Raw genomic sequence first — 22,839 nt, 5'->3', positions numbered from 1 at the left:
GTCGACCCGTGGGGGGATCGACGGCGGGGCGCTTCTCGCATGCGCAGGGTTACCTGTGGTGCGCCCCGCGCGGCCGCACGCCGCGCGGAGGAAAGCCTCGGGTCAGCGGGCTTCCACGGGAACGAAGTCGCGCAGGACCTCGCCCGTGTAGATCTGGCGCGGGCGACCGATGCGGGAACCCGGCTCCTTGATCATCTCGTGCCACTGGGCGATCCAGCCGGGAAGGCGGCCGAGCGCGAAGAGCACGGTGAACATCTCGGTGGGGAAGCCCATCGCCCGGTAGATCAGACCGGTGTAGAAGTCCACGTTCGGGTAGAGGTTGCGCTCGACGAAGTAGTCGTCGGCCAGCGCGTGCTCTTCCAGCTTGAGCGCGATGTCGAGCAGCTCGTCGCTCTTGCCGAGCGCCGAGAGGACGTCGTGGGCCGCCGCCTTGATGATCTTCGCCCGGGGGTCGAAGCTCTTGTAGACACGGTGTCCGAAGCCCATGAGGCGGACGCCGTCCTCCTTGTTCTTCACCTTGCGGATGAAGGCGTCGACGTCGCCGCCGTCGTTCTTGATGCCTTCCAGCATCTCGAGGACGGACTGGTTGGCGCCACCGTGCAGCGGACCCCACAGGGCCGAGATGCCGGCGGAGATCGAGGCGAACATGTTCGCCTGCGAGGAGCCGACCAGGCGCACGGTGGAGGTGGAGCAGTTCTGCTCGTGGTCCGCGTGCAGGATCAGCAGCTTGTCGAGCGCGGAGACCACGACCGGGTCCAGGTCGTACTCCTGGGCCGGCACGGAGAAGGTCATGCGCAGGAAGTTCTCGACGTAGCCGAGGTCGTTGCGCGGGTAGACCACCGGGTGGCCGACCGACTTCTTGTACGCGTAGGCCGCGATCGTCGGGAGCTTGGCCAGCAGCCGGATCGTCGAGAGGTTGCGCTGCGTCTCGTCGAACGGGTTGTGGCTGTCCTGGTAGAACGTCGACAGCGCGCTGACCACGGAGGACAGCATCGCCATCGGGTGCGCGTCACGCGGGAAGCCGTCGTAGAAGCGCTTCACGTCCTCGTGCAGCAGCGTGTGCTGGGTGATGTCGTTGCGGAACGACGCGAGCTGGTCGACGGTCGGCAGCTCGCCGTTGATCAGCAGGTACGCGACCTCGATGAAGGTCGAGCGCTCGGCGAGCTGCTCGATCGGGTAACCGCGGTAGCGCAGGATGCCCTGCTCACCGTCGAGGTAGGTGATCGCGGACTTGTAGGCCGCGGTGTTGCCGTAGCCACTGTCCAAGGTGACGAGCCCGGTCTGGGCCCGCAGCTTCGAGATGTCGAAGCCCTGGTCACCGACGGTGCTTTCGACCACCGGGTAGGTGTATTCACCGTCCGCGTACCGGAGTACTACAGAGTTGTCGCTCACGTCATCCCTCACCGACGTAGTGCCTCTTCTTCGAGGTGCCCTGACTGCCTCTACCTTCCCCCATTTGGCGCAGGAGAGTGCACTCGGGGTCGGCCTTTGGTGCTTTTGACGGCACTGAGTGCCGCCAACCTGCTCATCCTGCCCCCCCGCGCCGGTTGCCGGAACCCCAAATGATCGATCATCTAGGTGATGTTTCCCACCGGTATCCGGCCGGACAGCCTGGCAGCGACCGCCGTGTACCTCCTGCCTGCGGAAACGGTACGCACCGCCTGGCCGAGGGCCTTGCGGGACCCGACGAGGACGACCAGTTTCTTCGCCCTGGTCACCGCCGTGTAGAGCAAGTTGCGCTGGAGCATCATCCAGGCCCCGGTGGTGACGGGGATCACCACCGCCGGATATTCACTCCCCTGTGAACGGTGAATGGTGACGGCGTACGCGTGGGCCAGCTCGTCTAGCTCGCCGAATTCGTACACGATCTCCTCATCCTCCTCCGTCCGTACCGTCAGGCGCTGTTCGTCCACGTCCAGGCCGGTGACCACACCGACCGTGCCGTTGAAGACACCGTTGGCGCCCTTCTCGTAGTTGTTCCGGATCTGGGTCACCTTGTCGCCCACCCGGAAGACCCGGCCGCCGAACCTCTTCTCCGGCAGGTCGGGCCGGGCCGGGGTCATCGCCTGCTGGAGCAGTCCGTTGAGGTTCCCGGCGCCGGCCGGGCCGCGGTGCATGGGGGCGAGCACCTGGACGTCCCGCCGCGGGTCGAGCCCGAATCTGGCCGGAATCCTTCGGGCCGCCACGTCCACGGCCAGCACCCCGGCCGCCTCGGTGTCCTCCTCCGGGAAGAGGAAGAAGTCCGGCAACCCGTCGGTGATCGGCGGCAATCCGGTGTTGATCCGGTGGGCGTTGGTGACCACGCCGGACTGCTGGGCCTGCCGGAAGATCCGGGTCAGCCGCACCGCGGGCACCGGGCCGTCCTCGGCCAGCAGGTCCCGCAGCACCTCCCCGGCGCCGACCGAGGGCAGCTGGTCCACATCGCCGACCAGCAGCAGGTGCGCCCCCGGCGCCACCGCCTTGACCAGCTTGTTGGCCAGCAGCAGGTCCAGCATCGAGGCCTCGTCCACCACGACCAGGTCCGCGTCCAGCGGCCGCTCCCGGTCGTACGCCGCGTCCCCGCCCGGTTTGAGCTCCAACAGCCGGTGCACCGTGGAGGCCTCGGCCCCGGTGAGCTCGGCCAGCCGCTTCGCCGCCCGGCCGGTGGGGGCGGCCAGCACCACCTTGGCCTTCTTCGCCCGGGCCAGCTCGACGATGGAACGCACGGTGAAGGACTTGCCGCAGCCCGGCCCGCCCGTGAGGACGGCGACCCGGCGGGTCAGCGCCAGCTTGACCGCGTCCCGCTGCTCGGGGGCGAGCGTGGCCCCCGTCCGCCCGGCGAGCCAGCCCAGGGCCTTCTCCCAGTCCACGTCCTGGAAGCCCGGCATCCGGTCGTCCTCGGCGTGCAGCAGCCTGCGTACCTGCCCCACCAGGGACAGCTCGGCCCGGTGGAAGGGCACCAGGTACACGGCCGTCAGCGGGTCCGGCCCGCCCTGCGGATCCGGTACGGACTCCCGTACGACCCCTTCCGGATCGGCGGCGAGCTCGGCCAGGCAGTCGATCACCAGCCCGGTGTCCACCTGGAGCAGCTTGACCCCGTCGGCGATCAGCCGGTCCTCGGGGAGGAAACAGTGCCCCTGGTCGGTGGACTGGGACAGGGCGTACTGGAGGCCGGCCTTGACCCGCTCGGGGCTGTCGTGCGGAATGCCGACGGCCTGGGCGATGCGGTCGGCGGTGAGGAAGCCGATGCCCCACACGTCGGCGGCGAGCCGGTAGGGCTGGTTCTTCACCACCGAGATGGAGGCGTCGGCGTACTTCTTGTAGATGCGCACGGCGATGGAGGTGGAGACGCCGACGCCCTGGAGGAAGACCATGACCTCCTTGATGGCCTTCTGCTCCTCCCAGGCGGCGCCGATCAGCTTCGTCCGCTTGGGGCCGAGCCCGGGTACCTCGATCAGCCGCTTCGGCTCCCCCTCGATGACGTCGAGGGTGTCGGTACCGAAGTGCTCCACGATCCGCTCGGCGATCTTCGGGCCGATGCCCTTGATCAGGCCGGAGCCGAGGTAGCGGCGGATGCCCTGGATGGTCGCCGGGAGCACGGTCCGGTAGTTCTCCACGGTGAACTGCTTGCCGTACTGCGGGTGGGAGCCCCAGCGGCCCTCCATGCGCAGGGACTCGCCGGGCTGTGCGCCCAGCAGCGCCCCGACCACCGTGAGCAGGTCGCCGCCGCCACGACCTGTGTCCACGCGGGCGACCGTGTACCCGCTCTCCTCGTTGGCGTAGGTGATGCGTTCGAGCACGCCGTCGACCACCGCCAGTTGCACCGCCCGCGGCGCCCCCTCTGCTGCTGCCATGACCCGAAACTACCGGGCGGCGCCGACAGCGCGCCGGTCCTGTGGACAACGCAAAGGGGGTCCCGCCTCGCGGCCGGACCCCCTCACGGTTACCCCTCCCGTGTCGGACTTCCCGATCCCCCCAGATCCCTCCCCGGAAGTCCCGACGCACCATACGACCCGCCATACGCCCGCACGGTTGCACCCGGAGCCACAGCTTTACGTTTCCGTTACCGAACGCCTACTCAAGGTGCCGGTGAATCGGCACAGAAGTAGCGTTTCAGGCATGAGCGAATCTTCATTCCAGGACGAGGTGCTGGGCGAACTCGGCGACGACAAGCTCACCGAGATCGCCGGGTTGCTCGGCACGGACGCCACCGGTGCCCGGGAGACCGTCGCGGAGACCGTCGGCGCGATGACCGGCGACCTCCGGGAGAAGGCCGACGCCGATGACGCCGACGGCGTGGAGGTGCGCCAGGCCGTCGCCGAGGTGGCCGAGGCCGAGCCGCCGCTGGAGGGTGTGGCCGCCTTCGGTGGCCTCGGCGGCCTGCTCGGCGGCGGAATGATGGCCGGGGTGCCGGCCAAGGTGAGCAAGCCCGTGGCCGCCGCCGTCTCGAAGCGGACCGGCATCCCCGCGGCCACCATCAGCCGGGTCATCGAGATGCTGATCCCGGTCGTCCTGGCGGTCCTCGCCAAGCGCGCCTCCGGCAAGGCGGCGGGCGCCGCCCCCGGAGCGGCCCCAGGAACGACCCCCGGAGCGAGCGGCGGCCTCGGGGACCTGCTCGGCGAGATCCTCGGCGGTGGCAAGAAGTAGCCGGCGGGAAAGAGCCTCTTCGGGGGCGCCACCGCCACACCCTCCGCCTAAGGTTGGCCCATGGCTGAGAGCGTGCGGCTCCGCGACCCGGAACCGGGTGACCTGGGGTGGATCGTGCAGCGCCACGGCGCGCTGTACGCCGCCGAGTACGGCTGGAACAGCGACTTCGAGGGTCTGGTCGCCCGGATCGTCGCGGACTTCGCCCAGGACCACGACCCCTACCTCGAACGGGTGTGGATCGCGGAGCTGGACGGCCGGCCCGTCGGCTCGGTGATGTGCGTACGGGAGGAGGGCGCACCCGGCACCGCCCGGCTGCGGCTGCTCCTGGTCGATCCGCAGGGCCGCGGCCGCGGCGTCGGCACCCTGCTGGTCGACACCGTCGTGGCCTTCGCCCGCTCGGTCGGCTACCGCGAGCTGGTGCTGTGGACCAACGACGTGCTGACCGACGCCCGCGAGCTCTACCTGAAGGCCGGGTTCACCCTGATCGCGGAGCGGCCGCACCGCTCGTACGGGGTGAGCCTGACGGGACAGGACTGGCGGCTGCCGCTGCAGGAGGGCTCCCCGCGCTGACGCCCGAACCGACCCCCGTACGGTTCACGGCGCGCGCGGGGGCCGGCGAGGCCAACGCCACCCCGCCCACCAGCAGTACGGCCGCCAGCCAGCGCAGCCCCGAGACGGACTCCCCGAGGACCAGGGCCGCCGAGGACATCCCGAAGACCGGGACCAGCAGCGAGAACGGGGCCACCGCGGAGGCCGGGTAGCGGCGCAGCAGGTAGCTCCAGGCGGCGAAGCCGAAGACGGTGGACACCCAGGCGACGTAGCCGATGACGGCCGCCCCGGACCAGTCCAGGGCCCGCAGCGCGGCCAGGTCCCGCTCCGGGCCCTCCAGCAGCAGCGAGAGCGCGAGCAGCGGCAGGATCGGAACCGTGCACACCCACACCATGAAGTTCAGGGCGTCGGGCGGGGCGGCCTTGCGGGTCAGCACGTTGGACACGCCCCAGCAGGCGGCGGCGGCCACGACCAGCGTGAAGCCGAGCACCGGCCCGGAGGTCCCGCCGTCCACCGCGGCGACCGCGATCCCGGCGAGCGCGACGGCCATCCCGAGCACCCGCACCCGGCCCGGCCGCTCGCGCAGCAGGACGGCCGCGAGGACGGCGGTGAAGACGGACTGAATCTGCAGCACGAGCGAGGACAGCCCGGCGGGCATACCGGCGTCCATCCCGGTGAAGAGCAGGCCGAACTTGGCCACGCCGAGGGCGAACCCGACGCCGACGATCCACTTCCAGGCGACCTTGGGCCGACCGACGAAGAACACGGCGGGAAGGGCGGCGACGAGGAAGCGCAGGGCGGACAGCAGCAGGGGCGGGAAGTGGTCGAGGCCGATCTCGATGACCACGAAGTTGAAGCCCCAGACTGCCGCGACGAGCACGGCGAGGGCGGTGTGTACGGGACGCATGCTTCGAGCATCGACCGTCTGACCATGTAGCACCAGCTCGGATGTCTTCAGCGATGGATGAAGCGTTGCTTACGGATATTTGTGGTGCCACGATGGAGGCATGCTCGATCTCGCCCGGCTCCGCGCCCTGCACGCCGTCTCCGTCCACGGCTCGGTCGCCGGTGCGGCGGCCGCCCTCGGCTACACCCCCTCGGCGGTCTCCCAGCAGATCTCCAAGCTGGAACGGGAGACCCGCACCACCCTGCTGGAGCGGCGTGGGCGCGGGGTCGCGCTCACCGAGGAGGCCCGCCATCTCGCCGACGCGGCGCAGGAGTTGCTGGCGATCGTGGAGCGCACCGAGACCACCTTGGAGGAGCGGCGCGGGCAGCCCAGCGGGCTGCTGACGGTGGCCGCGTTCGCCTCGGCGGCGCGCGGGCTGCTGCCGCAGGTGCTGGCCGATCTGGCCCGCCGGCATCCGGCCCTGGACGTCCGGCTCACCGAGGTGGACCCGCACCTCTCCGTGGAACTGGTGGCCCGGGGAGTCACCGATCTGGCGGTGGCCCACGACTGGGACATCGCCCCGCTGCCCGCACCCGAGGGGATCGAGCAGGCGGTGATCGGGGACGACCTCTGCGACCTGGTGGTGCCGGCCGGGCACCCCTTCACCACGCGCCGGGTCATCCGGCGCTCCGACCTCGGCGGCGAGCGCTGGGTCTGCCAGCCGCCCGGCCGGGTCTGCCACGACTGGCTGGTACGGACCCTGCGCACCGCCGGCTTCGAGCCCGACATCGCGCACGTCGCGGAGGAGAACCACACCATCGTCGCGCTGGTCGCGGCCGGGCTCGGGGTGGCCGTCGTACCCCGGCTGGGCACCGGCGCGCTGCCGCCGGGAGCCGTGACCGTACCGCTGGAGCCGGGCCCCGTACGCCGGTTGTACGCCTTGTGGCGGACCGGGGCGGCTCGGCGCCCCGCGATCACCGAGGCCGTACGGAGCCTTCAGGAGCACTGGGCGGATCGCCAGGAGGGCTAGGCCGTCCCATCCGGATCGTGCCGGGCCCGGCGCGTGGCCCCTTCCGGGGGACCTTCCGAGTGTCCGTCACCCCCCGGGCGTACCCCGGCAGTAGGGTCCGGCGCGTGCCGTACCACGCCTCGCGCCGGAACCTGCTCGCCGCGGCCGCCATGGTCGCCGTCACGGCCGCCGGGGCGGCTTCCGCCGCGGTGGGCCCCCGCCCCCACCACGCCCCCGACGACGCGCGGCCCCCGAGCCGCCGCCCCGGCCGGGCGCAGCTGCGCGCCCTCATGGACCGGATGAGCCTCGACGAGAAGATCGGGCAGCTCTTCGTCTCCCGGGCCTACGGGCATTCGGCGACCGATCCCGATCCGGCGGACGCCGAGCAGAACCTGGCCGCCTTCGGCGTGCGCACCGCCGCCGAACTGGTCTCCCGCTACCACCTCGGCGGGGTCGTCTACTTCGCCTGGGCCCACAACACCCGCGACCCACGGCAGATCGCCGCGCTCTCGGTCGGTCTCCAGCAGACCGCCCTGACCGCCGGCGCCCGGATCCCCCTCCTGCTCTCCACCGACCAGGAGCACGGCGCCGTCGCCCGGATCGGCAAGCCCGCGACCCTGCTCCCGGGGGCGATGGCGCTCGGCGCGGCCGGCTCCACCGCCCACGCCCGGCGGGCCGCGCACCTCGCGGGCTCCGAGTTGGCCGCCATGGGCATCCGGCAGGACTACGCGCCGGTGGCCGACGTGAACGTCAATCCGGCCAATCCGGTGATCGGCGTACGGTCCTTCGGCTCCGACCCGCAGGCCGTGGCGCAGCTGGTCGCCGCCCAGGTCCGCGGCTACCAGGGGGCCGGGGTCGCCGCCACCGCCAAGCACTTCCCGGGCCACGGGGACACCGAGACCGACAGCCATGTCGGGCTGCCGGTGATGCGGCACACCCGGGCCGCCTGGGAGGAGTTGGACGAGCCGCCCTTCCGGGCCGCGGTGGAGGCGGGCGTGGACGCCATCATGACGGCGCACATCGTCTTCCCCGCGCTCGATCCCTCGGGGGATCCGGCGACCCTCTCCCGGCCGATCGTCACCGGTCTGCTGCGCGAACGCCTAGGCTTCGAGGGGGTGGTGGTCACCGACGCCCTGGACATGGCCGGGGTCCGCCAGAAGTACGGGGACGACCGCGTGCCCGTCCTGGCCCTGCTGGCGGGCTGCGATCAGCTGCTGAACGCACCGGACCTGGCGCTCGCGCAGCGCAGCGTGCGGGCGGCCGTCGAGTCGGGCGAGCTGACGGAGGCGCGCGTCGAGGAGTCGGTGCTGCGGATCCTGGAGCTGAAGGCCCGCCGGGGACTGTTCGACGAGGCGTACACCACGGGCCAGGAGGTGGACGCCGTCGTGGGCGCGCAGGACCATCTCGACGCCGCCGACGCGATCGCGGCGGCCACGACGACCCTGCTGGCCGACCCCCGAGGGCTGGTGCCGTTCGATGCGACGTCCGGGCCACGCCTGCTGGTCACCGGGACGGACCCGGTCTCCCCCACGGGTACCACCGGCCCCCCTACGGCCGTACTGGCCCGGGAACTGACCGCCCTGGGCTGCCGTGCCACGGCGGTGCCACCGGCCCGCGCCGTGGCCGCCGCGGCCGGTCACGCGGCCGTTCTGGTGTGCACGTACAACGTCCCGGAAGGCGAGAGTTCGCAGCGCACGCTGGTGGCGGACCTGATCGCGACCGGCGTCCCGGTCGTCACCCTGGCCGTCCGCAACCCGTACGACCCGGCCCGGCTGCCGACCTGCGCGGCGGAGCTGGCGACGTACTCGTGGACGGACGTGGAGATGCGGGCGGCGGCCCGGGTGCTCACCGGGGCGCTGCGGCCCGTCGGCCACCTCCCCGTCCCGGTCCCGGGCCGCTACCCGCTGGGCCACGGGCTGACGCGCTGATCGCTCAGGCGCCGGCCCGCGGCCCGCGGCTCATGGCTCGCGTGTTCGGTCCGTCCCGGTTTCCCGGTTACGGCCGCAGTTGCGGCTCGCGCTCCAGGTCACGCTGGTCGAGCTGCGCGTCCGGCGCCGCCAGCGGCGCCGCCTTGCCCGCGTCGGCGAGCGCGGCGGCCGGGGCCACCCCGGCCCACTGCAGGATCTTCGCGGTGGCGAGGGCCTTCTCACCGTCCATCAGCTTGGCGACGTTCGCCCCGTGGTTGGCGCCCGGCGCGATCATCACGTAGCTGTCGCGGACCCCGTAGCCGAGGCGGAACGGCTCGGCGCCCCACGGGTCGTTCTGCCCGTACACGAAGAGCATCTGGTGGGCGTTGTCGCGCACCCACCTGTCCACGTCCGCCATCACCCCCGGCTGGAAGGTCATGGGGATGTCGCGGGGCACGAAGTTGCGCGGCGGCTGGTAGCCGTAGCGGCTCAGGCCCTTCAGGTGCGGGAGCTTGATGTCCGGGGAACCGAGCTGCGTACCGGCCTGGTAGTAGTACGGCGTGTACGTCTCCAGTCCCTGGTCGGCGTAGGCCGAGAAGCCGGAGATGGCGTCGATCGAGTCCCAGATCTGCTGGTCGCTCGCGGTGGCGGCGGCCGGGATCGAAGCGCAGTCGGCGAGCAGGCTGTACTGCCAGAAGGCCCACACGTAGTCGAGCACGACGGCCTCGTAGGCCTTGTCGAGGTCGCCGACGGTGGTGAAGGTCCAGCCGTTCTCGGCGGCGGCGACCGCGTACTTGGCCTCCAGCGGCTCACGGCGCACGAGCGCCTCGCGCTGGACCGCGTTCAGCTTGTCGCGGCACTCCTTGGTGCCGACCTTGGCGAAGAACCGGTCGTAGGCCGAGTCCTCGTCGTTGACGACGTCGTTGGGCGCGACGTACGCGACGACACCGTCCATGTCGCGCGGGTAGAAGCGCTCGTAGTACGTCGCCGTCATACCGCCCTTGCTGGCGCCCGTGGCCAGCCAGTTCTTCTTGTAGATCTTCTTCAGCGCGGTGAAGAGGCGGTGCTGGTCACTGGCGGCCTGCCAGATGTCCAGGTTCGACCAGTTGGCCGGGTCCGGACGGGAGGGCGTGAAGAATCGATACTCCAGAGAGACCTGGTTGCCGTCGACGATGGTCGTCGGCTCGCTGCGGCGCGGGCTGGTGCTGACGTTGTAGCCGGAGGTGAAGAACACCGACGGCCGTGAGACGTCCTTGTGCAACAGGGTCAGGCGCTGTTCGAAGGTGCCCTTCCACAGCTGCCGGTGGTCCACCGGCTGCTCGTAGTTCAGCACGAAGAAGCGGTAGCCGGGGTACGGCTTCTCCTCGATCAGGCTCATCCCGGGAATGCCGAGGATCTGGTCCTTGATGTCCGTGGCGGCCGCCGGCTGCGCGGCTGTGGCCGCTTGCGCCGTGGAGCCGGCCGCACCCATGGTGCCGATGAGCACCACGAGCGACAGCAGCCATCCGAGCGTCTTGCGCATTCACCCTCCCCTGGAGTTCACTTCGGTCGCCGTGAACCTAGCCGGGCGAACGCACCACTGAACAGACCTAGTTGGGCCTGTCCGTCAGCACAGGATCCAGCCGGAATCCGCGGATCCGGCCCCCACGCTCCCCTTTACATACACGCAGCGGTTGATCGCGCCCACAGTGACAGGCCCGGCATGGTGGGTGAATCGCCCGGCCTCGCGCACCGGGACCCCGCCACGCGGCTGGATGCTCACCGCCATCCGGCGCCGCTCGCCGGAGACCCGCGCCACGGTCATCGCGCAGGCCTGGTTGCGGCTCTTGTAGACCCGCACCTCACCCGTCTCGAACGCCACCGTCCGAGCCAGCCGGCCCCCGCAGCCCTCGGTCGCGGCCTGCGCCGCCGGCGGCGTGAACAGCCCGCCCGCGCACAGCCACAGCGCCGCCGTGAAAACCCCCAGGGACGCGACCCGGCGGCCGCGCCTCCTCCATCCCTGCAACACCCTGTCCCCCGATCGGTCGTACGTACGGAGCACGCACGCACGTACGACGCCCGAACCCCTCGGATGGTTGCCACGCGCAAGGGCCCGACCCACCGAGGGCGGCCCCCCTCCCTCGTACGGGTGCATCCGTCACTTCCCGGCGGGAGAGCGGAAGTTCACACCCGGGCGGGCGATTACGCTAGGTGACCCATACCCCGCTCGCCGTCACCGCAGCCGTGCTGCGGCCGTGAAAGGCCCTGAGATGACCAACGACCTGCTCGACCGCAAGCTGGCGCGCGCCTTCACGCACCTGGACGCCGACCGGAGCGGCGTGATCGACGCCGACGACATCATCGCGCTCGGCTCGCGGCTGCTGACGGCCCTCGCGGAGCCGGCCGGCTCGCCCAAGGCGGAGCTGGTGATGGGCGGTCTGGCCGATTTCTGGCAGGACCTGTTCACCGAGCTGGACATCGACCGGGACGGCAAGGTCACGCCGGAGGAGTACAAGCAGGGCATGACCCGCCTGTACGCGCAGGGCGGGCCCGCCTACGACCGCTCGTTCCGGCCGATGATGCGGGCGATCCTGACGATCGCCGACACCGACGGCGACGGGTTCATCAGCCCGCAGGAGTTCCACCGGGCGCAGGAGGCCTTCGACACGCGGCTGAGCCCCGCCGACGCGGAGGCGCTGTTCCGTCGCATCGACGCGAACGGGGACGGCTGCCTCAGCGTCGACGAACTGCTCGACGCGGTACGCGAGTACTACACCGGCACCGACGAGGACGCCCCGGGGAACCTGCTGTTCGGCGAGTTCTGATCCCGGGGCACCCCCTAGGCCGGCGGTTCAGGCCGCGGCGCGCTCGTCCTCGCCGACGAAGGTGCGCCACAGCTCGGCGTACCGGCCGCCGCGCGCCAGGAGTTCGGTGTGGGTGCCGTCCTCGATCACCCGGCCGCGGTCCATGACCACGACCCGGTCGGCGCGCGCCGCGGTGGTCAGCCGGTGCGCGACCACCAGGGTGGTGCGCTTGCCGGCGAGCCGGTCGGTGGCCCGGTTGACCTGGGCCTCGGTGGCCAGGTCGAGGGCGGCGGTGGCCTCGTCGAGCAGCAGCACGTCCGGGTCGACGAGTTCGGCCCGGGCCAGTGCGATCAGCTGGCGCTGGCCCGCGGAGAGGTTGCGGCCGCGCTCGGCGACGGTGTGCAGGTAGCCGCCGTCGAGGGTGGCGATCATGTCGTGGGCGCCGACCGCGCGGGCGGGGGCCTCCACCTCGGCGTCGCTCGCCTCGGGGCGCCCGTAGGCGATGGCGTCACGGACGGTCCCCGGGAAGAGGTAGGCCTCCTGGGGGACGACGCCCAGCCGGTGGCGGTACGCCGTCAGGTCCAGCTCCCGTATGTCCGCACCGTCCGCGGTGACCCGGCCGGAGGTCGGATCGTAGAACCGGGCCACCATCTTGACCAGCGTGGACTTCCCGGCTCCGGTCTCGCCGACGAAGGCGACGGTCTGCCCGGCGGGTATCCGCAGGTTGATCCCGGCCAGGGCCTCGCCCTTCTCGCCCCGCTCCTCGGCCGTCCCGTACTGGAAGCGGACGTTCTCGAAGGCGATCTCCCCGCCGAGCGATTCCAGCGCGCGCGGCCGCTCGGGCAGCGGGGTGGTGGTGGGCTCGCGCAGCAGCCCCTGGATGCGGCCGAGGGCGACCGTGGCCTGCTGGTAGCCGTCGAAGACCTGGGAGAGCTGCTGGACGGGCGCGAAGAACAGGTCGATGTAGAGCAGGTACGCGACCAGCGCGCCGGTGGTGAGCGTGCCGGCCTCCACCCGGCCCGCGCCCACGATCAGCACGGCGGCGGCGGCCCCCGAGGACAGCAGCTGCACGAAGGGGAAGTAGACGGATATCAGCCACTGGCCGCGGACCCGGGCCTCGCGGTACGAGTGGCTGCGCTCGGCGAAGCGCTTGGCTCCCGAGCCTTCGCGGCGGAAGGCCTGGACGATGCGCAGACCCGAGACGGACTCCTGGAGGTCGGCGTTGACCAGGCTGACCCGGTCGCGGGCGAGCTCGTAGGCGGCGACGGACCTGCGGCGGAACACGATCGTGCCGACGACCAGGACGGGCAGGGTCGCGAAGACGATCAGCGCGAGCTCGACGTCCAGGACGAGCAGCGCGATCAGGATGCCGAAGAAGGTGAAGACGGAGACCACGGCGGTGACGAGCCCGGTCTGCAGGAAGGAGCTCAGTGAGTCCACGTCGGTGGTCATCCGAGTCATGATCTTGCCGGTCAGCTCGCGCTCGTAGTAGTCGAGGCCGAGGCGCTGGAGCTGGGCGAAGATCTTGACACGCAGGGCGTACAGCACGCGCTCGCCGGTACGGCCCGTCATACGGGTCTCGGCGAACTGCGCGGCCCATTGCGCGACGACGACGGCGAGGGCGAGCCCGGCGGCCACCCAGACGGCGCCGAGCACGGCCTGCTCCACACCCTGGTCGATGCCGTGCCGGATCAGGATCGGCAGCAGCAGTCCGGCCCCCGCGTCCGCGGCGACGAGTCCGAGGCTGATGGCGAGCGGCGCCCAGAACCCGTGGAGCAGGCGGCGCAGGCCGTAGCTCTCCTCGGCGGCCGCGGCGCGGGTCTCGTCCACCTCGGGCAGGTCGTCGGCGGGCGGCAGCGCGGCCACCTGCGCGAGCAGTTCGGGGGTGGCGGGCATGCCGGCGACGGACCCGGCCATGGAATGCCCGGCCCCGGGCGCGCCACCCGCGGCGGCGGGGGCGGCGGCAGCGGTGGTGGTGTCGGCAGCGGCGTCGTCCTGGCGGCGCCAGAGCTCGGGGGTGACCCCGCCGGCGACGCGGCGCTTGGCGTTGACGGGCTCCGAGTCGATCTCGGCTTCCAGCTCGATGCCGCGTTCGAGGTCCCGGTCGAGCTCGCGCTCGAACTCGGTCATCACCCGGGCGTCCGGGGTCCGCGGCGAGGCGGCGCCGAGCGCGTCCGGGTCGGTGAGCAGCCTGCGGTAGAGCGCGGACCGGCTCTCCAGCTGCTCGTGCGTCCCGATGTCGGCGAGCCGCCCGCGGTCGAGTACGGCGATGCGGTCGGCCAGCGCGAGCGTGGAGCGGCGGTGGGCGATCAGCAGGGTGGTCCGGCCCGCCATGACGGAGCGCAGGGCCTCGTGGATCTCGTGCTCGACGCGGGCGTCGACGGCGGAGGTGGCATCGTCGAGGAGCAGCAGCCGGGGGTCCGTGAGGATGGCGCGGGCGAGGGCGATGCGCTGGCGCTGGCCGCCGGACAGGGTGAGTCCCTGCTCGCCGACCTTGGTGTCGTACCCGGCGGGCAGGTCCTGGATGAACCCTTCGGCCTGGGCGGCACGGGCTGCGGCCTCGATCTGCTCCTCGGTGGCGCCGGGGTGCCCGTAGGCGATGTTGGCGCGGATGGTGTCGGAGAAGAGGAAGGAGTCCTCGGGGACCAGGCCGATCGCGCCGCGCAGGGAGTCGTAGGTCAGCTCGCGGACGTCGTGGCCGCCGACGCGGACGGCGCCGCCGTCGGCGTCGTAGAACCGGGGCAGCAGGAGCGCGACGGTGGACTTGCCGCTGCCGGAGGAGCCGACGACGGCGACGGTCTCGCCCTGCGCCACGGAGAGCGAGAACCCGTCGAGGACCGGCCGCTCGGGGTCGTAGCCGAAGCGGACGTCGTCGAACTCGACGGTGGCGGGCGCGTCGGCGGGCAGTTCGTGGGTGCCCTCGTGGATCTCGGGCTCGGTGTCGATGAGCTCGAACACGCGCTCCACGCCGGCCCGGGCCTGCTGTCCGACGGTGAGGACCATGGCGAGCATGCGGACGGGTCCGACCAGCTGGGCGAGGTAGGTGGAGAAGGCGACGAAGGTGCCGAGGGTGACCTGGCCGTTGGTGGCCAGCCAGCCGCCGAGGGCCAGCATGGCGACCTGGGCGAGCGCGGGGACGGCCTGGAGGGCGGGGGTGTAGCGCGAGTTGAGCCGGATGGTCCGTATCCGGCCGGCGAACAGCCGGCGGCCGGCTTCGCGCAGCTTGCCGGTCTCCTGCGCCTCCTGGCCGAAGCCCTTGACGACGCGGACCCCGGTCACGGCCCCGTCGACGACGGTCGCGACGGCGGCGGCCTGGCCCTGGGCCCACCAGGTGGCGGGGAAGAGCTTCTTGCGGCTGCGCTTGGCGATGAACCACAGGGCGGGGGCCATGAGCAGGGCGACGAGGGTCAGCAGCGGCGAGAGCCAGAGCATGATCCCGAGGGACATCCCGAAGAGCAGGAAGTTCCCGATCGTCATGGGCAGCATGAAGAGCAGGCCCTGGATCAGCTGCAGGTCGCTGGTGGCGCGGCCGACGACCTGGCCGGTGTTCAGCTCGTCCTGCCGACGCCCGTCGAGGCGGGCGATCGTGGCGTACATGTCGGTGCGCAGGTCGTGCTGCACGTCGAGGGCGAGGCGCCCGCCGTAGTACCTGCGTATGTAGGTGAACACGTACACGAGCAGGGCCGCGACTATGAGCGCCCCGGCCCAGGGCGTCATGGGCTTGGTCCGGTCCCCGATGACGTCATCGATGATCACCTTGGTGACCAGCGGCACGACCGCCATGACGGCCATACCGGCCAGCGAGGAGCCGAGCGCGAGCAGCACATTGGTCCTGTACCGCCAGGTGTATGCCGCCAGCCGCTTGCCCCAGCCCTGTTTCTCCCCAGCCGCTGTCTCTGCCGCCGCCACGTGAGGCCTCCCCGTTCGTCCTGTCCTGCCGGAAGCGCCAACGCTCCGACCGGCGGATTTCATCCCGCCGCAACAATCGCACTGTCGTACGGCGGGGGCGCGCGGGCCGCGTCCGACCGGGGCGGGGAGGCGGTGCGGAGCCTGTCAAGCCACGACTTTCCGGATCTGTGAGGGACGGGGCGCGCTGCCGATGCTGGAAGTCGGCCGCCCGCCGATCGCGGTGGCGCAGCGAAGGGATCGAGGACCATGTCCACTCATCACGAACACTGGGCCAGCGGCACCTTCGTGCAGCGCACGGTCCGCACCGTCGTCCCGTACGTCACCGCGTTCCTCATCGCGCTGCTCGCGGCGAAGATCGTCGGCCTGCTGACCGAGAACCCGTGGGCCCGGCTGGGTACGGCGCTGGGCGTGGCCGTGGTCAGCCTCCTCCTCCACACCTACGAGGACGGGGACGAGGACGGCACGCATGGTGACTGACGCCTGAAGCCCGGTCACCCTCAGCACCCGCGATCGTGGCGACCCTGGCCGAGGTGCCGGTCAGGGGGCGGGGAGCGGCTTCACCACGGGGGGCTTCTCCAGCGGCTTGTTCTCGCAGCCGAGCGCGTCGGTGACGCGGCGGGTCATGAAGTAGGCGAAGGTGGTCTGCCGGTCCCTGGCCGCCTGGTCGATATCCGTCCGTGGGATGTTGATCGAGTAGGAAACGTCCCCGTACAGCAACACCTGCTTCGACGGCGCTCCGAGTTCTCCCGGCAGATCGCACCGAATGCGGAGCAGCGACGCGATGTCGTCCGTCTCGATCAGCGCGCCGTTCACCTCGTACCGGCTGGCGTCCTTCACCGCAGGCCTGGCCCCCTGCGCCCCAGCGGGTGGAGTCCATCCGAACTCCACCCGCACTCGGTGCGGCTTCGACTGGTTCGCGGGGACGTACGAGCACATGTCGGCAGGAGTGGTCCAGTCGTCGGTCTTGCGCTCACGCAAGTCCTTCTTCAACCGACTCGTCAGACCATCGGTGGTCGAGTCGACCTGGGTTTCGTAGTCTCCGGAACCGATGATCTGCCGCAGCGCCGCAGCCTCGTCCGAGGACTCGGCGACACTGCACAGGTCATCAGCGCGTGGCGCAGGGCTCGGCCCGGAACACGATGAAACCGCCACCACGCACACGAGGGCGGCAATCGATCGCTTGACGGCCCTGTCGGCCCCACTACGACCTGAGATGCGTACGAGCAGCATTCCGTCCATCCTCGTACCCGCCACCAGCATTGTCCTTCGCCGACGCGAACGGACCATCTCCTGTGATGCCTCTCTGCTTGCCCCACTCGTCGAAGAGCTTGTTGGTCGCGTCGACGCCCTGCCCATAGTTCTTGCTGGAATCCTTCTTGCCCTGTTCCTCCGCCTCGCTCTTGACCCCCTCGACCCACTCGTACTTGGCCGAGTCGATCAACGAGCCTCCGACCGTGCCCACGACCGGGATTTCGCCGATCAGTCCGTTCAGGCCGGCCGCTGAGTGCTCGGCCGCTCCCTCCGCCCACTGGACCTGGTCGTCTTCCTTGTCCTTGTAGACGTCGGCACCGATGCCGTTGAGGGCGCCCGCCGCCGTGCCGATCTCCTTGCTCCGGTGGTCCCAGTACGAGCTGGCTCCGTGCTTGGAGTCGCCCGAGTACTCGGGGACCGTCGCCAGTTGGTCCGCCGCGTACGCCCGTTCCGCCTCGACCAGCAGGGCGAAGGCAGGTCCGTCGTCTGCGATGCCTCGGACCACACGCACCAGGCTGCCCTGGCCCACTGCGATGTGCGCTTCGTCGCCCGATCCGAAGATGGCATCCCTGCCTGCCGCACCACCGTAGTCGGACTGCTGACCGTTGAAGATGACGTGGGTGTCGGCCACGTAGTCGACCAGTGCCTTCGCCATCGGCTGTTGGAGGTTCTCCAGGTGCTCCGGGAACTCGTCCCCGCCCATCTCGTCGTCGAGGAGGCGGATGGCGTTGTGCATCACCCGCGCCTGGCCCTCGGTGTGCGGGCCGGGCGCGCCCAGGCTCTCGCCGTCCACGTGACCGGTGGCCGCGGCCTGGATCGCGGCGCCCAGGCCGCCCGCCTTGTCCGGGTTCTCCATCTTCATGTTGCCGTATCCACCGGAGAGCCACTCGTCCTGCCACTCCCGATCGGTCAGCAGGTAGTCGAGGTGGTCGTTCTTGTTCCCGTGTGCGGCGGGGTCGAGGAAGTACTCGGCTGAACCCGGGTCCTTGGCCATGATGCCCAGCAGGCCGTCCAAGGGGTCGAAGACCAGGTTCGGGCGGGCCGCGTCGTAGGCGTGGTTGTACATGTACGGCTTCGACTTCTCGGCCTCGATGATGCCGTTGCCGATGTCGTTGAGGAACTGCTTGCCGTAGCCGTTGCCGTTCCCCATGAGGGTCACGAGGGCCTGGTACCCGTACGTCGGCCTCGCGCCCTTGGCGACGAGCTCCGCGCCCTGCTCCTTGAGGCCGTCGACGAACGGCTTGTAGGCGTAGCTGTTCGGGTCCTTGGTGCCCGAGGCGATGGTGCCCGCGAGGCCGGAGTTGATCGACTCGTAGAGCTTCTTGTCGGCCGCCGACGCACCGCGGTCGTTGGCCGCCAGGTTCATCTGGTCCGCCAGCAGCAGGGTGTCCTTCGCGCCCAGCGAGTTCAGGTACGCCTCGCCGAAGTGCGCGTCCCCGGAGTTCTGTTTGAGGACGTCGTTGTAGTGCCGCAGTTCCTCCGGCGAGGCCTTGCCGTCACGAATCTTCTGGGTGAGGGCCAGCGCCTCCACGGCCTCGACGTCGTTGACGGGCTTCGAGTTGAAGCCGAACATCGCCGTGCCGTCCGCGCCCGACGCGTTCAACAGGGCGACCTTGACGTCCTCGTCGAACTCCGAGACCGCCTTGACCGTGTCCGAGATCTTGCTCGTCCAGGACCGCTCGATCTCCGGGAGGTCGGGGTCGTGGCGGATCGCGTTCACGGAGGCCGGGTCGGCCTTGCTGAAGTCGTAGCTCGCGATGCCGGCGTCCGACACCTTCATGCCGGCCGTCTTGGCGTCCGCCACGGCCGACACCACTCGGCCCTTGAGGTCGGTCAGCCGGGCGTGCGCGTCACGGAGCAGGGACTCCATGGCCAGCGCCTCCTTCTGAGCCGCGGCGAACTCCTGGCGCGTCATGGAGGACTGGGTGGCGGCGGCCTGCTGGCTGGAGCCCAGCCAGCCGTTGCCCGAGGAGACGCTCTGCACCTCGTCCTTGTAGACGTCCTCCATCGTCTTGAACTGCGTCGCCATGGCCTTCCAGCCGTCGGCGGCGGTGGTGAGCGCGGAGAGGTCCGTCTGCATGACTTCGGTGTAGTTCGGCACGGCTCTCCCTAGACTCCGGTGACTTTGGACTGCACGGGCTGGAAGCCGCTGCCCGTCAGCTGATCGGTTCCGGAGAGGAGGTTCGAAGCCCCGCGCAGTCCCGTCTTCTCCGAGTTCAGGCGCCCCATCAGGCGCTTCACCTGGTCGTCCCAGTGCGTGTGCGCCTTCGACAGGCCTGCCGCCGTCGCCCAGCCGCTGAAGGCCTTGACCGCGTTCTTGGTGGGCTCGTCGGCTGCGTCCGCCGCCTTCGTGGTGCCGGGCTGCAGGACGTTCTCGATGGTGTTGGCCGCCTTCTTCTTCTCGGGCGGGGTGATGGCCAGCACCCCGTACCCGGCACCGGCGCCGGGCGCCGGGGAGCCGCCCTGGTCGGCGGGGAGCTGGTTCAACCGCATCTGCGGCGACGGGTCGGCGGATCCGGCGGCCGTCTGCTTGTGCCGGCCCCATTCTTCCTCGAACGACACTGCTCCCCCTCGCGCTCCACCCGTGGCTTGATCAGGGCCACCCTAACCAGCCCGCGGACAACCCCTAGACGTGTGTCGGTGCGAACATGCGCAGGGTGGCCGGAATGATCAGGACTGAGGGGCCCGGAGTCCTCAGGGCCTCGGCGAGGTCCGTACGGAGGGTATCCGGGGAGGTCAGGGCCGCCGGAACGCCGAAGGACTGCGCCAGGGCCACGAAGTCGGGGCGAGTGAGTTCCGTGGCGGTGGTTGTCCCGAAAGAATCGGTCATGTACTCGCGCAGGATGCCGTAGCCGCCGTCGTCCACGATCAGCCAGGTGACGTCGAGGTCGTGCTGCTTCGCCGTGGCCAGGTCCGCGACGGAGTACATCGCGCCGCCGTCGCCGGACACCGCGAGCACCGGGGTGTCCGGTTCGGCGACGCACGCGCCGAGGGCCGCCGGGAAGGCGTAGCCGAGGCCGCCCGCGCCCTGGGCCGAGTGCATGGTGTTGGGGTGCTTCGGGTCGAAGGCGGACCAGGCCCAGTAGGACAGGATCGTCATGTCCCAGAAGGACGGGGAGCGGGCCGGGAGGGCCGCCCGGATCGAGCCGAGGAGTTCCTGTTCGAGGGCCAGGTCCTGGGTGGCGAGGCGCGCCGCGATGTCCGCGAGGACCAGGCGGACACGCTCCGGGGCGGACGGGTCCGGGCGCTCGGCCACCGTCTCCAGCAGGGCCTGCAGCGCCAGGCGGGCGTCCGCGTGGATGCCGAGGCCGGCGTGGTTCGACTCCAGCTTGCCGAGGTCCGCGTCGATCTGGACGACCCGGCCCGTCGGGAAGAAGGTGTGGTAGTTCGAGGAGAGCTCACCGAGGCCCGAGCCGACCACCAGCAGGACGTCCGCGTCCTCCAGGAAGTCGGTCATGTGGCGGTCCTCCAGCCAGGACTGGAGGGAGAGCGGGTGGGTCCAGGGGAAGGCGCCCTTGCCGCCGAAGGTGGTGACGACGGGCGCGTTCAGCCGCTCGGCGAGCTGCTTCAGCTTGCCCGCCGCGTCCGAGCGGACGACCCCACCACCCGCGATGATCACCGGGCGGGTGGCGTTCTCCAGCCAGTGGGCGGCGAGCGCCGTGAGCTCGGGCCGCGGCGCGAGCTCGTGCGGGGTCGCGTCCACGCCGGTGACCTGCGGGACGATCGTCTCGGCCCGCAGCACGTCCTCCGGGATCTCCACGAACACCGGGCCGTGCGGGGCGCTCAGCGCCGACTCCCAGGCCTCGGCGATCACGGAGGGGATCTGGGAGGGCGCCCGGACCGTGTGGACGGACTTCACCACGTCCCGGAACGACGCCGACTGGTCCCGCAGCTCGTGCAGGTGCCCGCGCCGCCCGCCGCCCAGGCCCGCCACCGGGACCTGGGAGGAGATCGCGAGGACCGGGGCCGAGGCGGCCGCCGCCTCCGCCAGGGCGGGCAGCGCCATCAGCGCGCCCGGGCCGGTGGACAGCAGCAGCGGCACCGCCTCGCCCGTGATCCGGCCGTACGCGTCGGCCGCGAAACCCGCGTTGTTCTCCGTACGCAGCCCCACGAGGCGCAGGTCGGAGCGGCCGACCGCGTCGAAGAGGGCGAGGGCGTGCTGCCCCGGCAGACCGAAGACGGTGGTCGCGCCGAGGCCGCGGAGCGTTTCCACGACCAGGTCCCCGCCCGTCCGCCCGGGCGGCGGCGCGAGCGCGGCGGCCTTCTGGGCTTCGGTGGGCCGGAGTACCAGGTCGTGGTCGTGCGTCACTTCGCTTACTTGCCCTTCGCCTGCGCGATCTGTCGCGACATGATCGTCGTCAGCTCGTACGCGGTGTGCGAGGCCGCGACCGAGGTGATCTCGGCGTGATCGTACGCCGGGGCGACCTCGACGACATCGGCGGAAACGAGGTTGCAGGAGGACAGACCGCGGATGATCTCCAGCAGCTCGCGGGAGGTCATGCCACCCGCCTCCGGGGTGCCGGTGCCGGGCGCGTGCGCCGGGTCGAGCACGTCGATGTCGATGGAGATGTACAGCGGGCGGTCGCCGATGCGCTGGCGCAGCTGGTCGGCCACCTCGTCGGCGCCACGGCGGTAGACGTCGGCCGAGGTGACGATGCCGAAGCCCATCTTGGCGTCGTCGTCCAGGTCCTGCTTGCCGTACAGCGGGCCGCGCGTACCGACGTGCGAGAGCGCCTCGGTGTCGAGGATGCCCTCCTCGACGGCGCGGCGGAACGGGGTGCCGTGGGTGTACTCGGCGCCGAAGTAGGTGTCCCAGGTGTCCAGGTGCGCGTCGAAGTGGAGCAGCGCGACCGGGCCGTGCTTCTTCGCGACCGAGCGCAGCAGCGGGAGGGCGATGGTGTGGTCGCCACCCAGGGTCATCAGGCGGGAGCCGTTGCCGATCAGCTCGTCGGCGGCGGCCTCGATCGTCTCGACGGCCTCGTTGATGTTGAAGGGGTTCGCCGCGATGTCACCGGCGTCGGCGACCTGGGCGAGCGCGAACGGGGAGGCGTCCTGGGCCGGGTTGTACGGGCGCAGCAGGCGCGAGGCCTCGCGGATGGCGTTGCCGCCGAAGCGGGCGCCCGGACGGTAGGACACGCCGGAGTCGAAGGGCACGCCGACGACGGCGACGTCGGCCTTGCCGCCGACCTCGTCGAGGCGGGGCAGACGGGCGAAGGTCGCCGGGCCCGCGTAGCGCGGGATGCGGGAGGAGTCGACGGGGCCGCGCGGCTGCGTGCTCATGGCTGTGCCTCTTTCTCTGGCCTGACGTGTGCGGTACTTCGAGCGTAAGCGGGCCACCCGAGGGTGGGGAGTGTACGTTTCATCCATCTGGCAGAGCTGAAATGTACGGAGTATCCATGACTGCCGCTCCCCGTGATCCTGAGGACGGCAACGGCCCCGCCGGGGAGCCGCTCACCCCGCCGGTGCTCCTCGCCGCGCTGCTCGGCGACCGGGAGCTCGGCCTGCGCCACCTCGCCGGGCCGGCCACGGCCGGGGTGCACGGGGTGCACGCCTCCGAGATGCCCGACCCCTCCCCGTACCTGCTCGGCGGCGAGCTGCTGCTGACCGCCGGGGCGGGTCCCGCCGAAGACCCCGACGGGTACGTGGCCCGGCTCGCCGGGGCGGGGGCGGCCGCGCTCGGTTTCGGCGTGGCCCCGGTGCACGAGGAGGTCCCGGCCGCGCTGGCCGAGGCCTGCGCCCGGCACGGGCTGCCGCTGCTGGAGGTCCCGCCGCGGACCCCCTTCTCGGCGGTCGCCCGCGCGGTGGGGCGGCTGACGGCGGAGGCCCGGACCCGGGAGCTGCGCCGGGTCCCCGATCTCGTGTACGCGGCGCTGGGCTGCGGCGCGGCGCGGGCGCGGGCCGCGCTCCACGACCTGGACC

17 protein-coding genes and 1 pseudogene are annotated in these 22,839 nt (G+C 71.3%); 7 read left to right on the top strand and 11 right to left on the bottom strand.

The genetic code is table 11. The features are described 5' to 3' along the window. Positions 1–102: 102 nt before the first annotated feature. The gene (locus AB8A24_RS37565; RefSeq protein WP_030716028.1) at positions 103–1,392 is read right to left on the bottom strand and encodes a citrate synthase; all 1,290 of its coding nucleotides are present in this window, start codon (positions 1,390–1,392) and stop codon (positions 103–105) included. Positions 1,393–1,574: 182 nt separating this feature from the next. Beyond that, complete coding sequence (locus AB8A24_RS37560; RefSeq protein ID WP_328963312.1) at positions 1,575–3,833, bottom strand: ATP-dependent RecD-like DNA helicase; 2,259 nt, start codon at positions 3,831–3,833, stop codon at positions 1,575–1,577. A 265-nt stretch (positions 3,834–4,098) separates the two neighbouring features. Between AB8A24_RS37560 and AB8A24_RS37555 the strand changes: the two genes are divergently transcribed. Together AB8A24_RS37555 and AB8A24_RS37550 are read left to right on the top strand one after the other, a co-directional pair. Beyond that, positions 4,099–4,626 carry a DUF937 domain-containing protein gene (locus AB8A24_RS37555; RefSeq protein WP_369478730.1) on the top strand — a complete coding sequence of 176 codons (528 nt, stop codon included), beginning with the start codon at positions 4,099–4,101 and terminating at the stop codon, positions 4,624–4,626. A 78-nt stretch (positions 4,627–4,704) separates the two neighbouring features. Beyond that, positions 4,705–5,196 (top strand): annotated as a pseudogene (locus AB8A24_RS37550) (GNAT family N-acetyltransferase); the annotation flags it as partial. Here the strand turns inward: AB8A24_RS37550 and AB8A24_RS37545 are convergent. Next, the gene (locus AB8A24_RS37545; RefSeq protein ID WP_328963310.1) at positions 5,102–6,082 is read right to left on the bottom strand and encodes an EamA family transporter; all 981 of its coding nucleotides are present in this window, start codon (positions 6,080–6,082) and stop codon (positions 5,102–5,104) included. The pseudogene AB8A24_RS37550 and the gene AB8A24_RS37545 overlap by 95 nt on opposite strands. 100 nt (positions 6,083–6,182) lie before the next feature. On the opposite strand from AB8A24_RS37545, the gene AB8A24_RS37540 reads away from it, so the two are divergent. Further along, a complete protein-coding gene (locus tag AB8A24_RS37540; protein WP_266391516.1) occupies positions 6,183–7,091 on the top strand; it encodes a LysR family transcriptional regulator in 909 nt (302 codons plus the stop codon). Positions 7,092–7,240: 149 nt separating this feature from the next. Beyond that, entirely contained in the window at positions 7,241–8,998 is a 1,758-nt protein-coding gene (locus AB8A24_RS37535) for a glycoside hydrolase family 3 N-terminal domain-containing protein (RefSeq protein ID WP_328965972.1), read from the top strand. Positions 8,999–9,065: 67 nt separating this feature from the next. Here the strand turns inward: AB8A24_RS37535 and AB8A24_RS37530 are convergent, their stop codons facing one another. Further along, positions 9,066–10,499, bottom strand: coding sequence for an aminopeptidase (locus AB8A24_RS37530; protein WP_328963309.1), 1,434 nt, complete (start codon positions 10,497–10,499; stop codon positions 9,066–9,068). Positions 10,500–10,583: 84 nt separating this feature from the next. Next, the gene (locus AB8A24_RS37525) at positions 10,584–10,985 is read right to left on the bottom strand and encodes a hypothetical protein (protein WP_328963308.1); all 402 of its coding nucleotides are present in this window, start codon (positions 10,983–10,985) and stop codon (positions 10,584–10,586) included. Between the two features lie 241 nt (positions 10,986–11,226). Between AB8A24_RS37525 and AB8A24_RS37520 the strand changes: the two genes are divergently transcribed. Next, positions 11,227–11,781: an EF-hand domain-containing protein gene (locus AB8A24_RS37520; protein WP_328963307.1), complete on the top strand. Its 555-nt coding sequence runs from the start codon at positions 11,227–11,229 to the stop codon at positions 11,779–11,781. A gap of 27 nt (positions 11,782–11,808) precedes the next feature. Here the strand turns inward: AB8A24_RS37520 and AB8A24_RS37515 are convergent, their stop codons facing one another. Then, positions 11,809–15,669 (bottom strand): ABC transporter ATP-binding protein, encoded by a 3,861-nt coding sequence (locus AB8A24_RS37515; protein ID WP_369478729.1) that lies wholly within the window; start codon positions 15,667–15,669, stop codon positions 11,809–11,811. A gap of 246 nt (positions 15,670–15,915) precedes the next feature. On the opposite strand from AB8A24_RS37515, the gene AB8A24_RS37510 reads away from it, so the two are divergent. Continuing rightward, entirely contained in the window at positions 15,916–16,146 is a 231-nt protein-coding gene (locus tag AB8A24_RS37510) for a hypothetical protein (protein ID WP_369478728.1), read from the top strand. A 60-nt stretch (positions 16,147–16,206) separates the two neighbouring features. Here the strand turns inward: AB8A24_RS37510 and AB8A24_RS37505 are convergent, their stop codons facing one another. The 5 genes from AB8A24_RS37505 to speB form a co-directional block, all read right to left on the bottom strand. After that, positions 16,207–16,899: a hypothetical protein gene (locus AB8A24_RS37505; RefSeq protein ID WP_369478727.1), complete on the bottom strand. Its 693-nt coding sequence runs from the start codon at positions 16,897–16,899 to the stop codon at positions 16,207–16,209. Beyond that, positions 16,871–19,021 (bottom strand): hypothetical protein, encoded by a 2,151-nt coding sequence (locus AB8A24_RS37500; RefSeq protein ID WP_369478726.1) that lies wholly within the window; start codon positions 19,019–19,021, stop codon positions 16,871–16,873. The genes AB8A24_RS37505 and AB8A24_RS37500 overlap by 29 nt, the downstream gene beginning before the upstream one ends. Before the next feature lie 8 nt (positions 19,022–19,029). Continuing rightward, the gene (locus AB8A24_RS37495; RefSeq protein ID WP_369478725.1) at positions 19,030–19,482 is read right to left on the bottom strand and encodes a hypothetical protein; all 453 of its coding nucleotides are present in this window, start codon (positions 19,480–19,482) and stop codon (positions 19,030–19,032) included. Between the two features lie 64 nt (positions 19,483–19,546). Then, on the bottom strand, positions 19,547–21,229 hold the full coding sequence (locus tag AB8A24_RS37490; RefSeq protein WP_369478724.1) for a thiamine pyrophosphate-binding protein: 1,683 nt from the start codon (positions 21,227–21,229) through the stop codon (positions 19,547–19,549). 5 nt (positions 21,230–21,234) lie between these two features. Further along, the gene (speB, locus tag AB8A24_RS37485) at positions 21,235–22,200 is read right to left on the bottom strand and encodes an agmatinase (RefSeq protein WP_266391557.1); all 966 of its coding nucleotides are present in this window, start codon (positions 22,198–22,200) and stop codon (positions 21,235–21,237) included. A gap of 116 nt (positions 22,201–22,316) precedes the next feature. Here speB and AB8A24_RS37480 point away from each other — a divergent pair. After that, positions 22,317–22,839 (top strand): PucR family transcriptional regulator ligand-binding domain-containing protein (locus AB8A24_RS37480; protein ID WP_369478723.1); only part of this gene is annotated, 523 nt, incomplete at its 3' end.

This window comes from Streptomyces sp. BF23-19, from assembly GCF_041106355.1.
GTDB classification, from domain to species: domain Bacteria; phylum Actinomycetota; class Actinomycetes; order Streptomycetales; family Streptomycetaceae; genus Streptomyces; species Streptomyces virginiae_A.
This window is presented reverse-complemented; position numbering and strand designations above follow the sequence as displayed.